We start from the raw sequence: 20,826 nt of genomic DNA, 5'->3' as shown, positions 1-20,826 counted from the left end.
CGCACGGGGGGTCAGCCGACCGAGGGGTGGGCCCGCTGGATCGCGCCGAGGAGGCCGTTGACGAACGTCGGCGACTCGTCGGTCGAGAGCTCGCGCACCAGCGCCATCGCCTCGGTGACCGCGACCGTGTCGGGGACGTCGTCGGCCCAGAGCATCTCCCAGACCCCCAGCCGCAGCACGTTGCGGTCGACGGCGGGCATCCGCTCGACGCTCCAGCCGGTGGAGAACTCGGCGAGCAGCTCGTCGATGCGGTCGCGGCGCTCGGTGACGCCGCGCACCAGGGTGACGGTGTAGTCGTTGGACGGACCCTCCCCCGCGTCGATGGCGCGGTCGAGGAACTCGGTGGCCGACTCGCCGCGCATCTCGGCGGCGTACAGGACGTCGAGCGCGCGCTTGCGCGCCTTGGACCGGGCGGCCATCAGGCGGGACTCACGACTTGACGCGGCCCATGTAGGAGGAGTCGCGGGTGTCGACCTTGACCTTCTCGCCCTGGTTGATGAACAGCGGCACCTGGATCTCGTGACCGGTCTCGACGGTGGCCGGCTTGGTGCGGCCCGTGGCGCTGTCGCCGGCCAGGCCGGGCTCGGTGAAGGTGACCTCGAGCTCGACCGAGGCCGGCAGCTCGATGAACAGCACGCGGCCCTCGTTGGTGGCGACCACGGCCTCCTGGTTCTCCAGGAGGAAGTTGGCGGCGTTCCCGACGATCTCGGGGGCGATCTCGAGCTGCTCGTAGCTGCTGGTGTCCATGAACACGTACGCCGAGCCGTCGTTGTAGAGGTACTGCATGGTGCTGCGGTCGACGGTCGCGGTCTCGACCTTGGTGCCGGCGTTGAACGTCTTGTCGACGGTCTTGCCGCTCTCGACGTGCTTGAGCTTGGTCCGCACGAACGCGGGACCCTTGCCCGGCTTGACGTGCTGGAACTCGATGACGGCCCAGAGCTGGTTCTCGAGCTTGAGGACCATGCCGTTCTTGAGGTCGTTGGTGGTTGCCATGCGTGGGTCAGCCTTCGCTTCGGAGGATCGGGATCGACCGCGGGTCGGCGGTCGGGTCGGTGGTGGCCACGGACGCGAGACCGCTCCGGGCAACAGCGCAGGAGTCTATCGGCCGGGGCCGTGGTCCCGCGAAGCCGCGGGTCGCGGTGCCGGTCAGAGGCCGAGGCGGTCGAGGACCCGCTCGGTGGCGTGCCCGTCCTCGAGACCGGTGTACGTCGCCCGGAACCGCGCGTAGCGCTCGGCGTGCTGCGGCCACACGGTGTCGAGGTCGCCCAGCACCGCGAGCAGCTCCTCGGTGGTGCGCACCAGCGGCCCCGGCGCCTCGGGGACGAGGTCGAAGTAGAAGCCGCGCACGGTGTCCTGGAAGCGCTCGAGGTCGTGGGCCAGCAGCACGACCGGCCGGCCGGTGACCGCGAAGTCGAACATCGTGGAGGAGTAGTCGGTGACCAGCACGTCGGCGGCGGCGTACAGGTCGCGGACGTCGGGGAACCACGACGCGTCGTGGACGCCGGGCGTCGCGGCGATCGTCGCCCGCGCGGTGACCATGTAGTGGGCGCGCACCAGGAGCGCGTGCGTGTCGCCCAGGACCTCGGCGAAGCGCGGCACGTCGAGCGGCAGCTCGATCGCGGGCGACCCGTCGGCGAACGTCTCGTCGTCGCGCCAGGTCGGGGTGTAGAGCACGACCCGCGTGTCGTCGTCGATGCCGAGGCCACGGCGTACGTCGGCGCGCACGGTGGCGGCCTCGGGCCGGCTCAGCAGGTCGTTGCGCGGGTAGCCCGACTCGAGCACCTCGCCGTCGTAGTGAAACGCGCGGCGCAGCCGGGGGGTGCTCACCGGGTTGGGCGAGAGCAGCAGGTCCCAGCGGGCGACGTCGTGGTCGAGCCGGTCGAGGCGGCCCTCGGGCGCCCAAAGCACGTCGCGGTGGATGCGCTTGAGGGGCGTGCCGTGCCAGGTCTGGAGGTAGGTGGTGCCGGCGGGCTTGTCCCACTCGACCTCGGTGTGGGTGTTGGCGATCAGCAGGTCGCAGCCCTCGAGCGCGGCGCGGGCGTCGGGCCCGTCGATGTCGACGGTCTCGACGTCGTCGGGGAACAGGTGCGCGTGCGCCGGGTCGGCGAGCCAGACGTGCTCGAGCCCGGGCCGGTCGCGCAGCGCCTCGAAGAGCACCCGCGGGTTGTCGCTGAACCGTCCGTGGAAGCTCTGGTAGACGATCCTCACCGCACCGGACCCGCTGTCTCGAGCGACCCGGCCAGCAGGTCGTGCAGGGCGGCCCAGTCGTCGACGACGGTCACCGCGCCCGCCGCGAGCAGGTCGTGGCGGCGCTCGTCGCGCTCGTCGGCACCGACGTAGACCAGGTTGCCGACGACGGCCAACCCGGCCGCCACGGCCGAGGCGACCCCGGCGACCGCGTCCTCGACGGCCAGGGCCGTCGCGGGGTCGACGCCGAGGCGCTCGACCGCGTGCAGGTAGACGGCGGGGTCGGGCTTGCTGGTCGGCACCGGCAGGGAGTCCTGCGCGCTGAACCGGTCGGCGGCGGGGAACAGCCGGTCGAGGCCGGTGGCGACGAAGCAGGCGTCGAGGCGGGCCAGGGCGCTCGAGCTGACCACGGCCGGCCGCAGCCGGCGCGTCAGCCGCTCGAGCACGTCGGTCACGGCGGGGTCGGGGCGCAGGACCGCGGCGAGGTGGGCGGTCACGACGCGGGCCTCCTCGGCCACCCACTCGTCGAGCTCGTCGGCCGGCAGCTCCTGGCCGTGCTCGCGGGCCAGGTCGGTGGCCAGCGCCCGGAAGCTGCGGCCCATGGCGACGCGACGCAGGGTGGTGGCGTCGTACCGGTCGGGTGAGCCCCAGCGCTCGAGCAGCCGGTTGGTGACACCGACCGAGGCGTCGAACGCGGGCTCCTCGGAGGGGAACAGGTTGCCGTCGGCGTCGCAGAGGAGGGTGGCGACGGGCGGCAGGACGACGTCAGGAGGCAACGACATCCAGCGATCCTCCCTTGGTCGCCAGCGCCGCCTGCAGCGGCCTCCGCACGCTGCGCGTGCGGGCGAGGTCCTCGAGCCCGGCGGCGACGAGGAACGGGCGTACGTCGGCGGCCGCCGTGCTGGCCAGCGGCACCAGCACCGACGCCGCGGGGTCACTGGCGAGCTCGGGGGCGTCGGGGTGGTGGGCGAGGTGCTCGATCCATGCCGCGAGCACGCTCGTGAGGACGTGGTGGGGCGCCCCGACCCGCACGGCCCGGCGCAGCGCGGGCACCAGGTAGTGGGAGACGCGGACCGAGCCACGGGCACGGAGCCGCTCCAGCGGGTCGGCGAGCGGGTCGTTGGCGAACCGCTCGAGCAGCGTGCGTCGGTAGGCGTCCAGGTCGACACCGGGCACGGGGTCGAGCAGCGGCGCCACCTCGTCGGCCATCAGCCGGACCAGGGTGGCGACCAGGGCGGGGTCGCGCATGGCCTCGGCGGTCGTCGGATGGCCCGCCCGGCCGCCGAGGAAGCCCAGGGCGACGTGGCCGGCGTTGAGCAGGCTGGTCTTCATGGTGACGAACGGGCGCGCGTCGGTGACGAGCTGGACGCCGACGGCGTCGAGCGGCGGGCGCGCAGCGCAGAAGGCGTCCTCGACGACCCACTGTCGGAACGGCTCGCACACCACCGCGGCGGCGTCCTTGAAGCCGTGGCGACGGCGCAGCCACTTCAGGTGCGAGGCGTCGACGACCGGCGTGATCCGGTCGACCATGCTGTTGGGGAAGGTCACGTTGCGCTCGACCCAGGTGCCCAGGCGCGGGTCGATCGCGTCGGCCGCGGCCAGCACGCCGGCGCGGGCGGCGTGACCGTTGTCGGGCAGGTTGTCGCACGAGAGCACGGTGAACGGGCCGAGACCGGCGGCCCGGCGCACGGCCAGGGACCGGGCGAGCAGCCCGAACGCGTCGGGGCGGCTGCCGTCGGGGTGCTCGGCGATCGAGGAGCCGAGCCGGTAGGCCGGCGCGGTGATCGTCAGGGTGACCAGCTGGGTGGCGGGGTCGGCCAGGCGGCGGACCAGGGCCTCGGGATCGGCGAGCGCGTTGATGTGGTCGCGCTGCACACCGATGACCCGCGTCGTGCGGCCGGCCGGACCGACCTCGGTCACCGAGTAGAGCCCGTCCTGGCGCGCGAGCGCCTCGGCGCTGGCGCTGGTGCGCAGGCCGCTGCCGACCACGCCCCAGTCGCGCGAGACACCCGACTGGGCCAGGTCGTCGAGGTAGACCGCCTGGTGCGAGCGGTGGAAGACCCCCGTGCCGAGGTGGACGACGCCCGGTCGCAGCGAGCGCACGTCGTACGTCGGGACCTGGACGTCGGGACCGAGCCCGGCCACGGTGCGGCGGTCGAGCCTGCGGACCGCGCCGGTCACCGTGCCGCCGGAGGAGCGGTCGCGCTGCACGCTCGCCATCAGCGGGACCAGCCTGCGGGCGGCCGGGAGGGGGACGGGTGGCACGGGGTAGCGCGGGTCAGTGCGGCCGCGCGTGCCGTGAGAAGGGGGTCGGGGAGCATCCCGTCCGGTATCCGATTCAGTGACTTCCTGCTTCACTCGAAGGGGCGTGATCGATCACCCTGGCCGGGGTCCGGCCAGGAGAAGAGCCCACCTTAACCGAAGGTGAACGGCAGGGTACGACGGGGCTGCGCGGTCAGGGGCCGTGAGGGGGGATAGTTCGTGACGTCATCAACGCGCTGAAGCCCTCGGAACGTCGATGACGTCACGAACTATCCCCCGCCTCAGCCGATGCGGGTCAGCTGCTCGACCAGGCCGAGACGCTCCAGCCGGGCGTCGAGGGTCTCCGGTACGACGGCCCGCGGCGGCGGGGTCAGGGTCCACGTCCGTCGTGCCTCGGGCAGGAACAGCGCCCGGGACCGGGCCGCGAGGATCCGTCCCGCGACGGGCCGCGCGACTCGCCGGCCACCGCCTCGACGCACTCGATGCCATGGGACCGGAAGCGCTCGGCGCGCGCGACGTCCTTCGCGTGCTGGGCCCGTGAGCGATGGATCTCGCCGGAGTACTCACCCGCCAGTCCGGCGACCGGATCGAAGAGGTCAGGGACGCCGACCAGACCTCCCCGCAGGTCGTGGACGGGACTATTGACCAGCGGGGGATCCAGTCCGGCCGCCCTCGTCCACACCAGTCGCATCCACGTCTCCCGCGGCGACAGGGACTCGTCGACGGCGAGCGAGACGGCCTCGCGCGCCAACGGGGCCCCGTTGCGCGAGTTGCTCTCGCCGACGTAGGTGGCGAACAGCCAGACCGAGATGAGACCTGCCGCCGCCGTCATGTCGATCGCCGTGACCGCCGACCACAGCTCCCCACGGGTGTGGATCTCGTCGAAGAGGCAACGCTGCACACTCGCCACGGGCAACCCGGCGACCTCGTCGCGCTCCTCGGGCGCGAACCAGCGGGCGTGGTGCACCACGCCGGGCCGGTCGCGGCGGCGTACGACGCCCTGGGACACGATCTCGACGGGGAGCTCGCCCTCGCCGTGCGGCCCCAGCCCGTCGAAGTACGTCGCGCCGCGCCACCGCAGTCCGGCCCACCCGGTGACGCACCCGCGCGAGCCGTCCGGCGGCAGGGGGGCGGCCGCCTCCACGATCCGCTGCTCGACCGAGAGCCGACGACCCGCCGGCACGTAGTAGCCAGTGGCGACCCGCTCGAAGCGCGGCCCGGTGGCCTGCCGCCAGGTGATGCCGGGGACGCCCTTGGCACCCACCTCGATCGGCCACACCAGGTCGTCGGGTCGGCGACACGCGGGCCTCCACGCTCCCGCCTCTGCTGCACCGTCGTCCATGCCGGGCGTCTGCCTCGACCGGACCGGTGTCGAACCACCCCTCCGTCCGCCTGTGGACGACCGGTCCCGGTGGGCCGGCGGGATGCGGGCGGCCGGGGATAGTTCGTGACGTCATCAACGTCCCGGGACCCCTACGACGTTGATGACGTCACGGAGTTTCCCGGTGCTGGGCCTATCCCCCGACGAGGCGCGCGACGGACTCGAGGGCGAGGCGGTAGCCGTCGATGCCGCGGCCGGAGATGACCTCGGCGGCGTGGGGGGTGACGACGGAGGTGTGGCGGAAGACCTCGGGGCGTTGGGTGGGGTCGCTGATGTGGACCTCGACGAGCGGGGCGGTGAGCTGGGCGCAGGCGTCGAAGATCGCCCAGGAGTAGTGGGTCCAGGCGGCGGCGTTGAGGACGACGGGGGTGGCGTCGTCGGCGGCGTCGTTGAGGTGGTCGAGCAGGACGCCCTCGTGGTTGGTCTGGTGGACCTCGACGTCGAGGCCGAGGGCGGCGCCCCACTCGACGCACCGCGACGCCAGCTCGGCGTGGGTGGTGGAGCCGTAGATCTCGGGCTGGCGGCGGCCGAGGCGGCCCAGGTTGGGGCCGTTGAGGACGAGGGTCCTCACGAGCCGCTCCCGGCGAGGGCGGCGTACGCCGCGCGCAGGTGCTCCTCCGACGGCCCGCTCAGGATCGTGGGCGCGCCGACGTCGTCGAGGACGACGAAGCGCAGCGTGGCGCCGCGCGACTTCTTGTCGACGCGCATGGTGGCGAGCAGGTCGTCGAAGGGTGCGCCGTCGTAGGTGGTGGGCAGCCCGACCCGGCCGAACGCCGAGCGGTGCCGCTCGACCAGCTCGGCGGGCAGCCCCGCGGCGCGGTGGGCGAGCTCGGCGACGTAGACGCAGCCGATGGCGACGGCCTCGCCGTGGCGGACGCCGTAGTCCTCGGCGCGCTCGATGGCGTGGGCGAGGGTGTGGCCGTAGTTGAGCGCCTCACGCCCCGGGTGGCCCCCGACGCCGCCGGTCTCCTTCAGGTCACCGACCACGACGTCGATCTTGACCTGGATCGCGCGCTCGACCAGCTCGCGCAGCACCGGTGAGCTCGGCACCAGGTCGTCGGGGTCGGTGGTCTCGACGAGCCGCAGGATCTCGGGATCGGCGATGAAGCCGCACTTGACGACCTCGCCGAGCCCCGCGACGAGCTCGTCGCGCGCCAGCGTCTCGAGCAGCGCGAGGTCGCAGAGCACCCCGGACGGCTCGTGGAAGGCGCCGACGAGGTTCTTGCCGGCGGCGGTGTTGATGCCGGTCTTGCCGCCCACCGCCGCGTCGACCATCGCGAGCAGGGTGGTCGGCACGTGGACGACCCGCACGCCTCGCAACCACGACGCCGCGACGAACCCGCCGAGGTCGGTGGTCGCTCCCCCGCCGAGGGTGACGACGACGTCGGAGCGGGTGAACCCCTCCTCGCCGAGCGCCTCCCAGCAGTCGTTGGCGACGTCGGCCGTCTTGGCCTCCTCGCCCTCGGGCACGGCCAGGAGCGTGATGTCGCGCTCCTCCATCGCGTCCAGCAGCGGCTCGACGATCCCCTCGGCGAGGTGCTCGAGGCCCTCGGGGCAGATGATCGCGACGCGCAGCGCGTCGCCGACCATGGCCGGCAGGTGGCCGGCGAGGTGGTGCCCCACGACGACGTCGTACGGCGAGGCGCCGCCGACGTGCAGCACGGACTCGGCTGCGTGGTTCATGCCAGGGCCTCCTCGATGCGGGTCGCGACGTCGACGGGCGAGGTGTCGTCGGTGTCGACGACGACGGTGGCCACCGACTCGTAGATCGGGGCCCGCTCCTCGAGCGTCGCCTTGATCTGGGCGCGGACGTTGCCGAAGAGCAGTGGCCGGCCGGCGCCGAGCCCGACCCGCTTGACGGCCTCGGCCAGCCCGACGCGCAGGAAGACGACCCGGTGCCCGGCGAGCAGCGCGCGCGTCGAGTCGTCGAGCACCGCTCCCCCGCCCAGCGACAGCACGCCGTCGTGGGTGGCCAGCGCCTCGGCGACGGCGGCGCGCTCGAGCGCACGGAAGTGCGCCTCGCCGGACTCGACGAAGATGTCGGAGATGCTGCGGCCCTCGGCGGCCTCGACGTCGGCGTCGGAGTCGCGCGCGGTCACCCCGAGCCGCTCGGCGAGCAGCGCCGCGACCGTCGACTTGCCGGCGCCCATCGGGCCGACCAGCACCACCCGCGGAGAGGTCACCTGTACCTCAGCGCCGAGAGGTACGACGTGCAGTTGCGCCGGGTCTCCCCCACCGAGTCGCCGCCGAACTTCTCCGCCACGGCGTCGGCGAGCACGAGCGCCACCATCGCCTCCGCGACGATCCCGGCAGCCGGGACCGCGCAGACGTCGGAGCGCTGGTGGTGGGCGACGGTCTCCTCGCCGGTGGCCACGTCGACGGTGCGCAGGGCGCGCGGCACGGTGGCGATCGGCTTCATCGCGGCCCGGACCCGCAGCACCTCGCCGGTGGTCATGCCGCCCTCGGTGCCGCCGGAGCGGCCGGAGACGCGGCGGATGCCCTCAGGGGTCGGGACGATCTCGTCGTGGGCGAGCGAGCCGGGGGTGGCGGCGAGCTCGAAGCCGTCGCCGACCTCGACGCCCTTGATCGCCTGGATGCCCATCAGCGCGCCGGCCAGGCGCGAGTCGAGCCGCCTGTCCCAGTGGACGTGCGAGCCGAGGCCGGGCGGCAGGCCGTGCACCACGACCTCGACGACGCCGCCGAGGGTGTCGCCGTCCTTGTGGGCCTGGTCGATGCGGGCGACCATCGCGGCGGAGGCCTCGGGGTCCAGGCAGCGCACCGGGTCGTCGTCGAGGCGGGCGACGTCGTCGGGCTCGGGCCAGACCCCGGCCGGGGCGCGGACGGCGCCGAGCTCGATCACGTGCGACACGATCCGGGCGCCGACGGCCTGCTCGAGGAAGTTGGACGCCACCCGGCCGAGGGCCACCCGCGCGGCGGTCTCGCGGGCGCTGGCGCGCTCGAGGACGGGCCGGGCCTCCTCGAAGTCGTACTTCTGCATGCCGGCGAGGTCGGCGTGCCCGGGGCGGGGACGGGTCAGCGGCGCGTTGCGCGCCTGCGCCTCGAGCACCTCGGCCGCGACCGGGTCGGCCGACATCACGGTCTCCCACTTGGGCCACTCGGTGTTGCCGACGTTGATCGCGACCGGCCCGCCCTGGGTGCGTCCGTGCCGGACGCCACCGGTGATGGTGACCTCGTCCTGCTCGAACTTCATCCGCGCGCCCCGCCCGTAGCCGAGACGGCGACGGGCCAGGGAGTCGGCGATGTCGGACGTCGTCACCTCGACGTGGGCCGGGAGCCCCTCGAGGATCGCGACGAGTGAGGGGCCGTGGGACTCCCCCGCGGTCAACCAGCGCAGCATGGTGTCAGTCTCCCACCCGCCCCGCGGGCACGAGACCCGGTCACCCGCCCGCGAGACCCGGCCCGGGCGCGGGGTCAGAGCAGCCGGGGGCCGAGCACGATGCCGAGCAGCGACCCGGCCGCCATGAACGGGCCGAAGGGGAACTGCGTCCGCAGGTAGGACGCGCGCCGCTTGACGAGCGCGAGCACGAGCCCCGGGACGCCGAGCAGCACGAACCCGGCGTACATCCCGACCAGGAACTGCGGCCACCCGAGGTAGCCGAGCAGCAGCGCGAGCAGCGCGGAGAGCCGGACGTCGCCGTAGCCCAGACCGACCGGGTAGACGAACCAGAGCAGGAAGTAGAAGGCGAAGCCGACCGCCATCGCGAGGAGCCCGCGTTGCAGGTCGCCCCAGGTGCCGACCAGCCCGGCGTGGGTCACCACGGCCCCCAGCGCGAAGACGGTGGTGGGCAGCACCAGCATCGAGGGCAGCAGGCGGGTGCGCAGGTCGACGACGGCGAGCGCCACGACGACCGGCACCACGGGCACGAGCACCATCAGCAGCCAGGACCACCCGAGGGCCCACCCGACCAGGCCCGCCGAGACCCCCGAGACCACCATGGCGACCGGCGCGAACCAACCCAGCTCGCCGATGACGGCGTATTGCTCCTTGGGACCCTCGGCCAGCTCGTGCGCGGACTGCTCCTCCTCGGGCCGGTCGGGCGGCTCGGGAAGTCGCCGCACCACCAGCGGCACCAGGTAGCCGCCCAGGGCGCCGGCGACCGCGCTCGCGACCACCGCCTGGACCACGCTCACCCGGCCCTCGTCGCGACCGTCATCGCGGCCGTCATCCGGACGCCGCCCGCGCGTCGAGCGCCGCCTGGCCGGCGGCGCGCACCACGTCGAGCGGACCGGGACGGCCGGTGAACACCTCGACCTGCAGCACCGCCTGGTGCACCAGCAGGTCGAGTCCTCCGACGAGCACCCGGCCGGCGGCCAGGGCCGCTGCCGCCATCGGCGTCGGCCACGGGTCGTAGAGCACCTCGAAGGTCACGGGCACGGCCGCACAGCGCCGCACCAGGCTGGGCGTCTGGGCGGCGACCGGGATCGTGGACACGACGACGTCGCCATGCACCGCATCGTCGTCGAGACCACCGACAGTCACGGTCGGGGCGGCGGCGTGCGCGGCGATCGCCGAGGCGGTCTCCGCGGCGCGGTCGGCCGAGCGTGCCAGCAGCCGCACCCGACGGGCCCCGAGGTCGCACAGCGCGAGTCCGGTCGACGCCGCCGTCGCCCCGGCCCCCAGGATCGCGACGTCACCGATGTCGCCGTCCCAGCGCTCCCGCACCGCGGCGGCGGCGCCCGGCAGGTCGGTGTTGTCCAGGCGCAGCACCCCGCCGTCGAGCAGCAGGGTGTTGGCCGCACCGGCCAGGCGCACCCGCTCGGTGCGCCCGTGGGCCAGGGTGAGCACCTCGCGCTTGAGCGGCATCGTCAGCGAGAGTCCGCGCCAGGAGCCGTCGAGCGTGGCGAGGAAGTCGGCGAGCCCGCCCGAGGGCACCCGGACCGCCTCGTAGGTCCAGTCGAGCCCCAGCGCGCCGTACGCCGCCCGGTGCAGGACCGGCGACAGCGAGTGGCCGATCGGGTCGCCCAGGACGGCGCAGCGCATCAGCGCCCGCAGCGGTCCGGGTTGGCGTCGCAGTAGTCGCGCAGCTCCTGCTCGATGACCGAGAACTGCTCCGACGTCTCGGCGAACTTGGTCTCCCCGGTCTCGAGGTTGACGGTGACGTAGAAGAACCAGGGTCCCTCAGCCGGTCGGATCGTGGCCTCCAGCGACTCCCGGCTCGGGGTCGCGATCGGGCCCGGGGGCAGCCCCGCGTTGCCGTAGGTGCTGTAGGGGTTGTCCGCGACCGAGTCGATCTGGTCGAAGGTCAGCACCGCGAACTTCTCGCCGAGTGCGTAGTTGACCGTCGCGTCCAGCTGCAGCTTTCCGGCACTGGGTCCGTCGGGGATCTCCAGCCGGTTGTAGATCACCCGGGCGATCTTGGCCTTGCCCTGCTCGTCGAGCAGGCTGCCCTCGGCCTCGATGAGGCTGGCGATCGTGAGCAGCTCGTGCTCGCTGTAGCCCAGGCGCTCGGCGGCACCGGCCAGGTCGACGTCCTCGAGGGTCTTGAGGGTCCGCGCGACCATCGCCGAGAGGATGGTGGTCGCGTCGTCGTCGGGGAAGAACGTGTAGCTGCCGGGCGACAGGTAGCCCTCGGCCTTGCCCTCGGCGCTGGCGGGCAGTCCGATGGACCCGGGCTTGGCGAGCGCGGCGTCGTACTGCCGGCGCGCGATGCCGGTGTCCTTGGCCAGCAGGGCCACGATCTCCTCGGCCGTCTTGCCGCTGGTGAAGGTGAACGACGTGCCCTTGGTGGTGCCCTCGACCAGCAGGTCGACGACGTCGGCGGCCTTCATCTTCTTCTTCAGCTGGTAGTCGCCCTGGCCGATGTTGCGGGCGGCGTCGTTGGCCTCGGCGGCGTCGACGTAGGCCTCGGCCGAGGCGACGACACCGAGCCGCTCGAGGTTCTCGCCCATCACCGAGATCGAGTCGCCACCGGCGACGGTGAGGACGACGGCGCCGGACCCCGGACCGGGGTAGTCCTCGCCGGCCTGGTCGGCGAACGGGTTGTCGATGTCGACCGTGCGCCAGGCGACGACCGCGGCGACCGCGATCAGCGCGAGCACCAGCAGGATCGGCAGGCATCCCGAACGACGTCGCCCGCGGCGCCGCGCGCCCTGGCGGGGCGGCGCCGCGCGGTGGTCGTCGTCACCGAAGAGGGCTCCGCCCGCCTCGTGCTGGTGCTCAGACATCCTGCTCCTCTGCTCGCACGAGCTCCCCGGGCGGGAGTCCGGTGGCACGTTCGCTGTCGAGGGCGTGCTGCAGGATCACCACCGCGGCTGCCTGGTCGACCACCGCGCGGCGCTTGGCGCCCTTCGTGCCACGGTCGCGCAGCATAGCCTCCGCCGACACGGTGGTCAGACGCTCGTCGACCAGACGCACCCCGAGCGGCTCGATCGACGCCGCCAGGCGCACCGCGAACTCGCGTGTCTTGACCGCGGCGGGGCCCTCACCGCCCTTCAGGGAGCGGGGCAGGCCCACGACCACCTCGAGCACCGTCGTCTCCTCGCTGATCTCGCGCAGGATGCGCCGGATCCGCTTGAGGTCGCCCGGACCGCGGCGCACCGTCTCGACCGGGGTGGCGAGCACGCCGGCGGGATCGCTGCGGGCGACGCCGATGCGCGCGTCACCCGGGTCGATGCCGAGCCGGACTCCCGGCCTCACGCGCCCCGCACGCTGGCCAGCACCGCCGCCAGCGCCTCGTCGATACGGCTGGCGTCGGCGCCACCACCCTGGGCGACGTCGGCCTTGCCGCCGCCCTTGCCGCCCACGAACGGCCCGACCGTGCGGACCAGGTCGTTGGCGCTCAAGCCGCGCGCCTGCGCCGCCTCGTTGAGGGCGGCCACCACCGACACCTTGCCGTCGGCCGCGCCGATGACCACCACGACCGCGGGCTGGTCGCCCTGCAGCCGAGAGCGGACGTCGAGCGCGAGCGTGCGTACGTCGCCCCCGCCCGCGCCGTCGACACGGTGCGCCACGACGCGCACGCCGCCGACGTCGACGGCCCCGGCGGCCAGCTCGGCACCGCCGGAGAGCAGCTGCTGCAGCCGGACCTTCTCGATCTCCTTCTCCGCAGCCCGCAGGCGCTCGACGAGGTCGCCGACGCGGCCGACCAGGTCGCCGGGCTGGGTCTTGAGCAGGCCGGTGAGCTGGGCGACGACGTCACGCTCGCGGGCGAGGTAGGCGAAGCCCTCGACGCCGGTGTAGGCCTCGATGCGCCGGTTGCCCGAGCCGACCGACGCCTCGCCGGTGACCACGACGGTGCCGATCTGGGAGGAGTGGTCGACGTGGGTGCCACCGCACAGCTCGCGCGACCACGGCCCACCGATCTCGACGACGCGGACCTTGGTGTTGTCGTAGGTCTCGCCGAACAGCGCGACCGCGCCCCAGTCCTTGGCCTCCTCGAGCGTCATGTACTGCCACCCGACCGGCAGGTCGGCCCGCAGCGCCTCGTTGGAGACCTGCTCGATGTCGCGGACCTGGTCGGGGGTCAGGCCCGTCGTCCAGCCGAAGTCGAGGCGCAGGTAGCCGGGCCGGTTGTAGGACCCGGACTGCAGCGCGCTGGGGCCGAGCACCTGGCGCAGCGCCGCGTGCACGACGTGGGTGCCGGAGTGGGCCTGGCGCGCTCCGGTGCGCCACTCCGGGTCGACGCGGGCGTGCAGCAGCGCGGCGTCGGCCGACGACGCCGCCAGCTCGCCGTCGACGACGCGCACCTGGTGGACGACGAGCCCGCGGACCGGCCGCTGGACGTCGACGACCTCGAGCCGGCCGCCGTCGAACTCGATGATGCCGGCGTCGGCGGCCTGACCGCCCGACTCGGCGTAGAACGGCGTGCGGTCGAGGACGATCTCGCCGACCTCGCCGTTGCCGAGCCGGTCGACCGGCGCTCCCCCGCTGAGCAGCGCCAGCGGCCGGGACTCGGTCTCGAGCGTCTCGTAGGCCAGCCACTCGGTCGGGCCGTGCTCGTCGAGGACCGCGCGGTAGACGCCGGTGTCGGCGTGCTGCCCGCGCTTGGCGCGCGCGTCGGCCTTGGCGCGCTCGCGCTGCTCGGCCATGAGGGAGCGGAACCCGTCCTCGTCGACGCTGAGGCCGGCCTCGGACGCCATCTCCAGGGTCAGGTCGATCGGGAAGCCGAAGGTGTCGTGCAGCTGGAAGGCCTGGTCGCCGGCGATCGACGCGCCGCCGGACTCCTTCACCTTGACCGCGGCCAGGTCGAACATCGTGGTGCCGGCCTGGAGCGTCTTGCGGAACGTCTCCTCCTCGGCGTACGCGACGCGCGAGATGCGGTCCCAGTCGGTGTGGAGGTCGGTGTAGGTCTCCCCCATCTTGTCGCGGCTGACCGGCATCAGCTCGGGCAGGACGGCGTCCTCGCAGCCGAGCAGGCGCATCGAGCGGACCGCGCGCCGCAGCAACCGGCGCAGCACGTAGCCGCGCGCCTCGTTGCCGGGGGTGACGCCGTCGCCGATGAGCATCATCGAGCTGCGCACGTGGTCGGCGACCACCCGGAACCGGACGTCGTCGGCCGGGTCGGCGCCGTAGCGGCGGCCGGTGAGCTCCATGGCGCGCTCGATCACGGGGAACATCACGTCGATCTCGTACATGTTCTCGCGGCCCTGCAGTAGGAACGCGACCCGCTCGAGGCCCATGCCGGTGTCGATGTTCTTCTGCGGCAGCGAGCCGGAGACGTCGAAGTCGTCCTTGGCCCGCACCGCGCTCAGCTCGTCCTGCATGAAGACGAGGTTCCAGATCTCGAGGTAGCGGTCCTCGAGCTCGGTCGACATCGCCGGGCCCATCGCCTCCCAGTCAGCGTCGGGACCGTAGGCGGGACCGCGGTCGTAGAGGATCTCCGAGCACGGGCCGCCCGGACCGGGCACGCCCATCGACCAGTAGTTCTCCTTGGGGCCGAGCTGCACGATGCGGTCGGCCGGCAGGCCGGTGACCTTCATCCACAGCGCCAGCGCCTCCTCGTCGCCCGCGAGGATCGAGGGCCACAGCCGGCCCTCGTCCAGGCCCCACCCGCCGTCGGACTGGGACTTGGTGACCAGGTCCCAGGCGAGCTCGATGGCGCCCTCCTTGAAGTAGTCGCCGAAGGAGAAGTTGCCGCACATCTCGAAGAACGTCCCGTGCCGGGTGGTCTTGCCGACGTCCTCGATGTCGGGCGTGCGCACGCACTTCTGCACGCTCGCGGCCCGCTGGTAGGGCGGCGTCTCCTGGCCGAGGAAGTAGGGCTTGAACGGCACCATCCCGGCGTTGACGAACAGCAGGTTGGGGTCGTCGAGCAGCAGCGAGGCCGAGGGGACGGGGGTGTGCCCGGCGCGCTCGAAGTGCGCCACGAACCTCCGTCGGATCTCCGCGGTGTCCATCAGCTGCTGCCTGCTTCCTGGTCGTCGTGCTTGGTGGGCCCGGTCGGGCTGGAGAGGTGGTCCTGCTGGTCGGGGGTGGCGAGCTCCCGGTGTCGTGCTCGTCCATCGAGCGCCACGCCCAATCGCTCGCGCAACGGGGATTCGGCGTCCGCCTTGCCCTGGGCGACCTCGTCGCGGAACATCCGCAGGCCCACGACGGCGGCGCCGACCCGGTCCTGCAGTCCGTCGACGGTGAGGGCCTCGGCGGCGCGGCGGGCACGGACGGCGGCGTACAGCCCGGCCCCGGCCCCCGCGGCGAACCACAGGGTCCGGCTCATGCGGCGTCCTGGGCGCGGCGCCGCGCCTCGAGGTCGCGTCGGGCCTGCCGCTGGTCGGTGCGGCGCTGCTTGCGGGCACGCTTGACCTCGCGCCGCATCTCCCAGCGGATCCGCTGCCGCACCTCGGGGGCGAGCGCCCGCCGGAGACCGGCGGCCAGGGACGCGGCCTGGACGGCGCTCTCGCGCAGCACCAGGTCGGTGAACAACGGTGCCGACACGACAGGCGCCGGCTCGCTCGCCGGCTCGTCGTGACCCAGCACCGTGATGACGTACTCGTGGTCGTCGACGCGCGCCGGCGCCTCGGCCGTACGCCGCTCCACCGCCTCGACCCGCTCGGTGAGCGCGATCAGCGCGGCCGCGTCGGCCCGCGCGGAGTCGAGCGCCGCCGTGGCGAGCGCCCGCGAGCGCCGCAGCGCAGCCGCCAGCACGACGAGTGCGGCCAGGAGCACCACCAGGGTCGCGAGCACGGCCCAGGCGGGCACGCTCCACTCCCGGTCCATGACGCCCGACCCTATCGCCCGCGGATGATGCGCCGGACCCGCTCCCACCGCTCCTTGACCGCGGCCTCGGCGCCGATCTCCTTGGGTCGGTAGTAGACGGCGTCGGCCACCACGTCGGGGGCGTACTGCTGCTCGGCGATCCCATACGGCTCGTCGTGGCTGTAGGTGTAGGACGAGCCGTGGCCGAGCTTCTTCGACCCGGCGTAGTGGGCGTCGCGCAGGTGCGGGGGCACCGGACCCACCTTGCCCGCGCGGACGTCGGCCGAGGCCGCGCCGAGGGCGGTGGTCACGGCGTTGGACTTCGGCGCCACGGCGAGCGCGAGCACCGCCTGCGCGAGGTTGAGCCCGGCCTCGGGCATCCCGATCAGCTGGACGGCCTGGGCGGCGGCGACCGCGGTCGGCAGCGCGGTGGGGTCGGCGAGGCCGACGTCCTCGGAGGCGAGGATCACCAGGCGGCGGGCGATGAAGCGCGGGTCCTCCCCTGCCTCGATCATCCGGGCGAGGTAGTGCATCGCCGCGTCGGCGTCGGAGCCGCGGATCGACTTGATGAAGGCGCTGGTGACGTCGTAGTGCTGGTCGCCCTGCCGGTCGTAGCGGACGGCGGCCCGGTCGACGGCGGTCTCGGCCGTCTCGAGGTCGATCCGGTCGACGCCGCGCGCGGACGCCGCTCCCGCCGCTGCCTCGAGGTAGGTCAGCGACCGTCGGGCGTCGCCGCCGGCCAACCGCACCAGGTGGTCGAGGGCGTCGTCGTCGAGCTCGACGGTGCCGCCCAGCCCGCGCTCGGTGTCGGCGAGGGCGCTTCGCACCACGGCCCGGACGTCGTCGTCGCTCAGCGACTCCAGGCGCAGCAGCAGGCTCCGCGACAGCAGCGGGGAGATGACGGAGAAGAACGGGTTCTCCGTGGTCGCCGCGACCAGGGTCACCCACCGGTTCTCCACGCCCGGCAGCAGCGCGTCCTGCTGGGCCTTGCTGAACCGGTGCACCTCGTCGACGAAGAGCACCGTCTCCGCGCCGCTGCGCACGAGCTGGGCGCGGGCTGCGTCGATGGCGGCTCGTACCTCCTTGACGCCGGCCGAGACCGCCGAGACCTCGACGAACCGGCGTCCGGTCTGGCGGGAGAGGATCGAGGCGATCGTCGTCTTGCCGGTGCCGGGCGGACCCCAGAGCAGCAGCGACATCGACTGGTCGCCCTCGATCAGCTGGTGCAGCGGTGACCCCGGGGCACGCAGCTGCGCCTGACCGGCCAGCTCGTCGAGCGTGCGCGGGCGCATCCGGACGGCGAGCGGCGCCGAGGCGTGCACCGCCGCCGACAGGGACCCGCCACCGCCCGAGGCGCCGGGGCGGGGCGGTCCCGCGTCGAACAGGGCGTCTGGCTCGTCCAAGCCTCAGGCACGCCCGAACGTCTTGGTGTCCAGGTCGAACCACGTGTCGGAGTAGCCCGGGGTGGTGCTGAGGTCGGTGCTCGGGGTCGCACCCGGGTCGGGGCTCCCGGCGTTGTCGACACCCAGGAGGCGAGCCGTCAACGGGTCGGCGGGGTGCTGCCCGAGGGGACCCGGGAAGTGGCACGCGACCTTGTGCCGCTTGCCGATCTGCAGGAGCGGGGGCTCGTGCTTGGCGCAGATCTCCTGCGCGATCGGGCAGCGGGTGCGGAAGCGGCAGCCGGACGGCGGGTTGATCGGGCTCGGGACGTCGCCCTCGAGCCGGATCCGCTCACGCCGGCCACCGACGGCCGCCTGCTTGACGTCGGGCACGGCGGACAGCAGCGCCTGGGTGTACGGGTGCCGGGCGTGGTTGTAGATGCTCTCGCGGTCGCCGATCTCGATGATCTTGCCGAGGTACATCACCGCGACCTCGGGGCAGAAGTGGCGCACCACCGCCAGGTCGTGGGCGATGAACAGGAACGCCACGCCGAACTCGTTCTGGATGTCCTGGAGCAGGTTGATGACCTGCGCCTGGATCGACACGTCGAGGGCCGAGACCGGCTCGTCGGCGATCATCAGCTTCGGCTGCAGGGCCAGGGCGCGGGCGATGCCGATGCGCTGGCGCTGGCCGCCGGAGAACTCGTTGGGGTAGCGGTTGTAGTGCTCGGGGTTGAGGCCGACCACCTCGAGCAGCTCCTGCACCCGCGGGAGGATCTTGTTCTTGGGGACCACCTTGTGCACGCTGAGCGGGGTGCCGACGATGCTGCCCACGGTGTGCCGGGGGTTCAGCGAGGTGTACGGGTCCTGGAAGATCATCTGGACGTCGCGCCGCAGCGGTTTCATCCGCTTGTTGTCGATCGCCGCGAGGTCCTGCCCCTCGAACATCACCGTGCCGGCCGTCGGCTTGTAGAGCCGGGTGATCAGCTGCCCGGTGGTGGACTTGCCGCACCCGGACTCGCCGACCAGGCCGAGCGAGCTGCCGCGGGGCACCTCGAAGGAGATGCCGTCGACGGCCTGCACGTTGCCGACCGTCCGCCGCGTCCAGGTCGACTTGATCGGGAAGTACATCTTGAGGTTGTCGACGGTGAGGACGGCGTCGGCGTCGGACTTCAGCTCGGCAGCGGTGTGGGACTTCGCCCGCAGCTCCTCGAACTCGGGCGCCAGACCGGTGTCGTCGGCGAGATCGTGGGTGCCGTCCGGCTCGCCCGCGGCGTGCGCCCCGGGCTTCGCCAGGTGGACCTGGTCGCTCTCGATCTCGTGCTTGTCGGTCATCGGATCCTCTCGACCAGGTCGGGCGCGATCTCCGGGAGCACCTCGGCCTGGTAGATCATGTCTGGATTGGCCAGGTGGCAGCGCTTGAGGTGGGTGGCCGACCGCGGCCCGGGCACCAGGTCGGGCAACCGCGTCTCGCACAGGTCGCCGGGCACCTTGTCGCTGTGGGCACAGCGCGGGTGGAAGACACAGCCCTGCGGCATGTCGAGCAGGCTCGGCGGGTTGCCCGGGATCGGGATCATCCGCGCGTTCGGGTCGCCGGACACCTCGGGGACGCTGGAGAGCAGACCCCAGGTGTAGGGCATCTCGGGGTGCGTGAGGATGGCCGAGCACGCGCCGTACTCGACCGCGCGACCGCCGTACATCACCAGCACGTCGTCGGCCATCTCGGCCACGACCCCCAGGTCGTGGGTGATCATCACGATCGCGGAGTTGAACTCCCGCTGGAGGTCCTGCAGCAGGTCGAGGATCTGCGCCTGGACGGTGACGTCGAGGGCCGTGGTCGGCTCGTCGGCGATCAGCAGCGACGGATCGTTGATCAGGCCCATCGCAATCATCACGCGCTGCCGCATGCCGCCGGAGAACTGGTGCGGGAACTGGTCGATCCGGTGGTCGGGCTGCGGGATCCCGACCCGGCCGAGCATCTCGATGGCCCGCCGCCGTGCGTCGCGCTTGGTCGCCTCCGGGTGGTGGACGCGGTAGGCCTCGGCCAGCTGCGCCCCCACCTTGTAGAAGGGGTGCAGGGCAGCGAGCGCGTCCTGGAAGATCATCGCCACCGAGTTGCCGCGCATGGTCCGCAGCTCCTGCTCGCCGAGGTCGACCACCTCGGTGCCACCGACCTTGATCGAGCCGGTGATCCGGGCCGACTTGCGGTCGTGGAGTCCGAGGACGGCCATGCTGGACACGGACTTCCCGGACCCCGACTCGCCCACGATGCCGAGGGTCTTGCCGAGCTCGACGCTGTAGCTGAGGTCGCTGACCGCCTGGACGACGCCGTCGGCGGTGGGGAACCGCACCGTCAGGTCCTTGACGACCAGGTAGGGATCGTCGGACGTGGAGTCGCGGGTCACGCGAGCCTCACTCTCGGGTCAAGGAAGCTGTAGACGATGTCGACGACGATGTTCATCAGGACGACGGCGAACGCGAGGACCAGGGTGGTGGCCTGGACGACCGGGAGGTCGGAGATCTTCACGGCGTCGATGCCCCACTTGCCGATGCCCTCGAGCGAGAAGATCTGCTCGGTGAACACCGTGCCCGAGAGCAGGAACGCGACGTCGAGGCCGAAGATCGTGATCACCGGGACCAACGCGGATCGCAGCGCGTGCCGCATCACGACCGTGCGCGGTCGCAGACCCTTGGCCTTGGCGGTGCGGACGTAGTCCTCGCCGAGGGCCTCGACCATCGAGCCTCGCGAGTAGCGAGTGTAGGACGTGGCTCCGTAGAGCCCCATCACCAGCCACACCAGCAGGAGTCCGGAGACCCAGCTGACGGGGTTCTGGAACGGGGAGACGTACTCCACCGACGGGAAGATCGAGGTGCTGAGCGTGAGTATCAGGAAGCTCAGCAACGCGACGAGGTAGTAGGGGATGGAGCTGAACACCAGGGTCGAGGCGACCAGCGCCTTGTCGGCCACCGAGCCCCGTCTTCGCGCGGCCAGGACGCCGACGGTGACGCCGATCAGCAGGTAGAGCGCCGCCGCACCCACCGCGATGCTGACGGTGACCGGGAAGCGGTCCTTGAACTGCTCGGTGACCAGGCTCTTGTCCCGGTAGGAGACGCCCAGGCAGGGCGCCGGGCACTCGTAGGCGGACGTGCCGTGCACGATGGTGCGGCCGGCCACCAGGCCCTTGGCCCACTTGCCGTACTCCTCCAACATCGGGTTGTTGTACCCGAGGCGATCCTCGAACTCGACGAGCTTTGCCGGGGTGCAGCGGTTGTTGGTGTCGCGCCGGCACAGCTCGAGCGCTGGGCTCTTCGGGCCGAACCAGAACAGCGTGTACACCATCAGGGACACGAGCACCACGATCAGCGCGCCGGACAGCACGCGCCGGACCAGGAACGAGAACATCGAGGATCCCTCCGGATCAGGGGTTTGCGGGCTCCCGGGCCTGGGCGGTGCGTCCGCCCAG

The 20,826-nt window shown here is 72.8% G+C and carries 21 protein-coding genes; all 21 read right to left on the bottom strand.

Annotation, left to right across the window (positions count from 1 at the left end):
• Positions 1 to 11: 11 nt before the first annotated feature.
• The 21 genes from nusB to AC4MBH_RS21875 all read right to left on the bottom strand — a co-directional run bounded on the left by nusB (position 12) and on the right by AC4MBH_RS21875 (position 20,765).
• Positions 12 to 419, bottom strand: a complete 408-nt coding sequence (nusB, locus tag AC4MBH_RS21975) for a transcription antitermination factor NusB (protein ID WP_491797544.1) — start codon at positions 417 to 419, stop codon at positions 12 to 14.
• 10 nt (positions 420 to 429) lie between these two features.
• Positions 430 to 993: an elongation factor P gene (gene efp, locus AC4MBH_RS21970; protein ID WP_491797543.1), complete on the bottom strand. Its 564-nt coding sequence runs from the start codon at positions 991 to 993 to the stop codon at positions 430 to 432.
• Positions 994 to 1,146: 153 nt separating this feature from the next.
• On the bottom strand, positions 1,147 to 2,208 hold the full coding sequence (locus AC4MBH_RS21965; RefSeq protein ID WP_491797542.1) for a CDP-glycerol glycerophosphotransferase family protein: 1,062 nt from the start codon (positions 2,206 to 2,208) through the stop codon (positions 1,147 to 1,149).
• On the bottom strand, positions 2,205 to 2,969 hold the full coding sequence (locus AC4MBH_RS21960; protein WP_491797541.1) for an HAD family hydrolase: 765 nt from the start codon (positions 2,967 to 2,969) through the stop codon (positions 2,205 to 2,207). The genes AC4MBH_RS21965 and AC4MBH_RS21960 overlap by 4 nt, the downstream gene beginning before the upstream one ends.
• Positions 2,953 to 4,452, bottom strand: a complete 1,500-nt coding sequence (locus AC4MBH_RS21955) for a mannitol dehydrogenase family protein (protein ID WP_491797540.1) — start codon at positions 4,450 to 4,452, stop codon at positions 2,953 to 2,955. The genes AC4MBH_RS21960 and AC4MBH_RS21955 overlap by 17 nt, the downstream gene beginning before the upstream one ends.
• A 367-nt stretch (positions 4,453 to 4,819) precedes the next feature.
• On the bottom strand, positions 4,820 to 5,728 hold the full coding sequence (locus AC4MBH_RS21950) for a hypothetical protein (protein WP_491797539.1): 909 nt from the start codon (positions 5,726 to 5,728) through the stop codon (positions 4,820 to 4,822).
• A 235-nt stretch (positions 5,729 to 5,963) separates the two neighbouring features.
• A complete protein-coding gene (locus tag AC4MBH_RS21945) occupies positions 5,964 to 6,401 on the bottom strand; it encodes a type II 3-dehydroquinate dehydratase (protein WP_491797538.1) in 438 nt (145 codons plus the stop codon).
• A complete protein-coding gene (aroB, locus tag AC4MBH_RS21940) occupies positions 6,398 to 7,513 on the bottom strand; it encodes a 3-dehydroquinate synthase (RefSeq protein ID WP_491797537.1) in 1,116 nt (371 codons plus the stop codon). Before aroB ends, AC4MBH_RS21945 begins: the two co-directional genes overlap by 4 nt.
• Positions 7,510 to 8,013, bottom strand: coding sequence for a shikimate kinase (locus tag AC4MBH_RS21935; RefSeq protein WP_491797536.1), 504 nt, complete (start codon positions 8,011 to 8,013; stop codon positions 7,510 to 7,512). The genes aroB and AC4MBH_RS21935 overlap by 4 nt, the downstream gene beginning before the upstream one ends.
• The gene (aroC, locus tag AC4MBH_RS21930; RefSeq protein WP_491797535.1) at positions 8,010 to 9,188 is read right to left on the bottom strand and encodes a chorismate synthase; all 1,179 of its coding nucleotides are present in this window, start codon (positions 9,186 to 9,188) and stop codon (positions 8,010 to 8,012) included. The genes AC4MBH_RS21935 and aroC overlap by 4 nt, the downstream gene beginning before the upstream one ends.
• A 74-nt stretch (positions 9,189 to 9,262) precedes the next feature.
• Positions 9,263 to 9,982 carry a prepilin peptidase gene (locus tag AC4MBH_RS21925; protein ID WP_491797534.1) on the bottom strand — a complete coding sequence of 240 codons (720 nt, stop codon included), beginning with the start codon at positions 9,980 to 9,982 and terminating at the stop codon, positions 9,263 to 9,265.
• Between the two features lie 31 nt (positions 9,983 to 10,013).
• Positions 10,014 to 10,832: a shikimate dehydrogenase gene (locus tag AC4MBH_RS21920; protein ID WP_491797533.1), complete on the bottom strand. Its 819-nt coding sequence runs from the start codon at positions 10,830 to 10,832 to the stop codon at positions 10,014 to 10,016.
• Positions 10,832 to 12,016: an endolytic transglycosylase MltG gene (mltG, locus tag AC4MBH_RS21915; RefSeq protein ID WP_491797532.1), complete on the bottom strand. Its 1,185-nt coding sequence runs from the start codon at positions 12,014 to 12,016 to the stop codon at positions 10,832 to 10,834. Before mltG ends, AC4MBH_RS21920 begins: the two co-directional genes overlap by 1 nt.
• Entirely contained in the window at positions 12,009 to 12,488 is a 480-nt protein-coding gene (ruvX, locus tag AC4MBH_RS21910) for a Holliday junction resolvase RuvX (protein ID WP_491797531.1), read from the bottom strand. Before ruvX ends, mltG begins: the two co-directional genes overlap by 8 nt.
• The gene (alaS, locus tag AC4MBH_RS21905; protein WP_491797530.1) at positions 12,485 to 15,187 is read right to left on the bottom strand and encodes an alanine--tRNA ligase; all 2,703 of its coding nucleotides are present in this window, start codon (positions 15,185 to 15,187) and stop codon (positions 12,485 to 12,487) included. Before alaS ends, ruvX begins: the two co-directional genes overlap by 4 nt.
• A complete protein-coding gene (locus tag AC4MBH_RS21900; protein WP_491797529.1) occupies positions 15,187 to 15,504 on the bottom strand; it encodes a DUF6167 family protein in 318 nt (105 codons plus the stop codon). Before AC4MBH_RS21900 ends, alaS begins: the two co-directional genes overlap by 1 nt.
• Complete coding sequence (locus AC4MBH_RS21895) at positions 15,501 to 16,004, bottom strand: hypothetical protein (protein WP_491797528.1); 504 nt, start codon at positions 16,002 to 16,004, stop codon at positions 15,501 to 15,503. The genes AC4MBH_RS21900 and AC4MBH_RS21895 overlap by 4 nt, the downstream gene beginning before the upstream one ends.
• A gap of 11 nt (positions 16,005 to 16,015) precedes the next feature.
• Positions 16,016 to 17,386 carry a replication-associated recombination protein A gene (locus AC4MBH_RS21890; protein WP_491797527.1) on the bottom strand — a complete coding sequence of 457 codons (1,371 nt, stop codon included), beginning with the start codon at positions 17,384 to 17,386 and terminating at the stop codon, positions 16,016 to 16,018.
• Between the two features lie 3 nt (positions 17,387 to 17,389).
• Entirely contained in the window at positions 17,390 to 18,697 is a 1,308-nt protein-coding gene (locus AC4MBH_RS21885; RefSeq protein WP_491797526.1) for an ABC transporter ATP-binding protein, read from the bottom strand.
• Complete coding sequence (locus AC4MBH_RS21880) at positions 18,694 to 19,767, bottom strand: ABC transporter ATP-binding protein (RefSeq protein WP_491797525.1); 1,074 nt, start codon at positions 19,765 to 19,767, stop codon at positions 18,694 to 18,696. Before AC4MBH_RS21880 ends, AC4MBH_RS21885 begins: the two co-directional genes overlap by 4 nt.
• Positions 19,764 to 20,765, bottom strand: a complete 1,002-nt coding sequence (locus AC4MBH_RS21875; protein ID WP_491797524.1) for an ABC transporter permease — start codon at positions 20,763 to 20,765, stop codon at positions 19,764 to 19,766. The genes AC4MBH_RS21880 and AC4MBH_RS21875 overlap by 4 nt, the downstream gene beginning before the upstream one ends.
• Positions 20,766 to 20,826: the final 61 nt, after the last annotated feature.

Source organism: Nocardioides sp. WJ219 (assembly GCF_058559815.1).
Note: the sequence above shows the minus strand (reverse complement) of the source record. Positions and strands in the feature narration are given on the sequence as shown.